The organism is Campylobacter sp. IFREMER_LSEM_CL2127, from assembly GCF_025771745.1.
Classification (GTDB): Bacteria; Campylobacterota; Campylobacteria; order Campylobacterales; family Campylobacteraceae; genus Campylobacter_D.
Genome location: NZ_JAKMQV010000025.1, coordinates 1 through 1,796, shown reverse-complemented (window position 1 = coordinate 1,796; position 1,796 = coordinate 1). Strand labels below are relative to the sequence as shown.

Genomic DNA, 1,796 nt, shown 5'->3' with positions numbered 1-1,796 from the left:
CCCAGTTTCCAAACATTAACTATCAAAGAGCATAATTGCATCTGTAAAAGCAAACATTCATAGATAACTCCTTAGTTTTTAAAGATCTAGTTTTTTACTAGATCTTTAAAGATATATAGTTTTAAATATGAGTGAGATTATTTATAAAATATAAAATTAGGAATAAAATTAAATTATAATTTTAAAGATTTAATTTAATATAGTTTGATTATCTAAAACTACAATTATTATATACTAATAATTATAGTATAATAACATACTGTAACTTCAAATATATCCCAATAAATGCATATTTTTGTTTACTTTAAGAATTCTCATATAAAACTATGATATAATACAAGCCATAGTTTTAATTTTAATAAGGAGAATTCTCATGAAACTAGTTAAACTTAGTTTAGTAGCAGCGTTAGCTGCAGGTGCTTTTTCAGCAGCTAACGCTGTTTCACTTGAAGAAGCTATAAAAGATGTTGATGTATCAGGTATGTTCAGATACAGATTTGAATCTGATAGATTAGAACAAGGAAATGCTGTTTCTAATGGTTATAATGGTGTTAAAGAAAACAGACATAGATTTAAATCACAAATCAATTTTAAAGCAGCTTTAGATGATAATTTCAAAGCTTTTGTTCAATTCCAATATGGCAATACAAAAGAACCTGGTTTTGGAAATGCTGAAACTGATACTCATAGCACATTTGCTGTTAACCAAGCTTACTTAGAATACACTAACGAAGCTTATGCTACAAATGTACTTTTCGGTAAAATGGAAGTTGACTCAATTTGGACTGATGATGCAGTAGGTACAGGAGCTAAAGTTCTTAACAATTCTATCGAAGGTTTAACTTTTGCAGGTTACTGGTTTGATAGCTTCAATTATACAGATGATGGAGATTTTAATACTAATATTAGCCTAGGTAAAGCTTCTCTTTATGGTGCTGCTGTATTAGGTGATTTTGATCCATTTGCTTTCCAAGTATGGGCTGCTTATTCAAACAACTGGGCGTTCTTATATGCAGTAGATGCTAGCTATAAATTTGCATTCAATGATATGAACTTCAAAATCCAAGGTCAATACTTAGGAAATAGCTTAGACAGTGACAAAGAAGATCGCTTAGGATTAGAAAATGGAAATTTCTACGCTGCTCAAATCCAAGCAAATATTTCTGCATTTGATTTTCAAGCAGGTGTAGTTGGCTTTGGTGATAAAGATAAAACAAGTGTTGTTGTTTTAGAAGATAAAGGTAGTGTAATTGCTCCAGGTGAACAAATTTTCTATTCTGAAGGTAGTGATTTAAGAGGTAGCCATGGCGAAAACTTCTTCTATTTTGCAGGTTTAGGTTATACTTTTGCTGAAACCGTAAGATTAGGATTTGATTATATTGGTGGTAAAACAGAAAGAACAGGTATGAATGATATCGATAAAAATGAGTATATTGCAAGAGTATCTTATGCTTATAGCCCTAAACTTACATTTAGTGGATTCTATTCTTACTTAACAGAAGATTTAAATCAACAAGGCGTTGATGATAGAGATGATCAATTCATCAGACTTGAAGCTCTATACAAATTCTAATTATAAAAGCTAAGCCAAAAGGCTTAGCTTACTATATCTAAAATTATCTCTTCTTTTAATCCTTGTATTTTAATTTCTTTTATTTTTAAATCATTAGGTAGATTTTCTAGTAAAGCTTCTTTGCTATGTATATTTTTACTTGCTAGTATTCTTAATATTTTACCCCTATAAGCCTTTGCAAAGTGACTTAAAGTTTTGGAATTTTTTAAAAAAGTGAGGGTAA

At 29.7% G+C, this 1,796-nt stretch carries 1 protein-coding gene and 1 pseudogene; one reads left to right on the top strand and one right to left on the bottom strand.

Annotation, left to right across the window (positions count from 1 at the left end; translation table 11 throughout):
• Positions 1-373 precede the first annotated feature (373 nt).
• Complete coding sequence (locus L8V77_RS07615; RefSeq protein ID WP_263707394.1) at positions 374-1,573, top strand: major outer membrane protein; 1,200 nt, start codon at positions 374-376, stop codon at positions 1,571-1,573.
• Between the two features lie 23 nt (positions 1,574-1,596).
• Here L8V77_RS07615 and L8V77_RS07610 read toward each other — a convergent pair.
• Positions 1,597-1,796, bottom strand: a pseudogene (locus tag L8V77_RS07610) (peroxide stress protein YaaA); the annotation flags it as partial.

What these genes read in the sequence shown, in the direction of transcription:
- L8V77_RS07615 (WP_263707394.1), top strand. Translation starts at nt 374, where the DNA reads ATGAAACTAGTTAAACTTAGTTTAGTAGCAGCGTTAGCTGCAGGTGCT.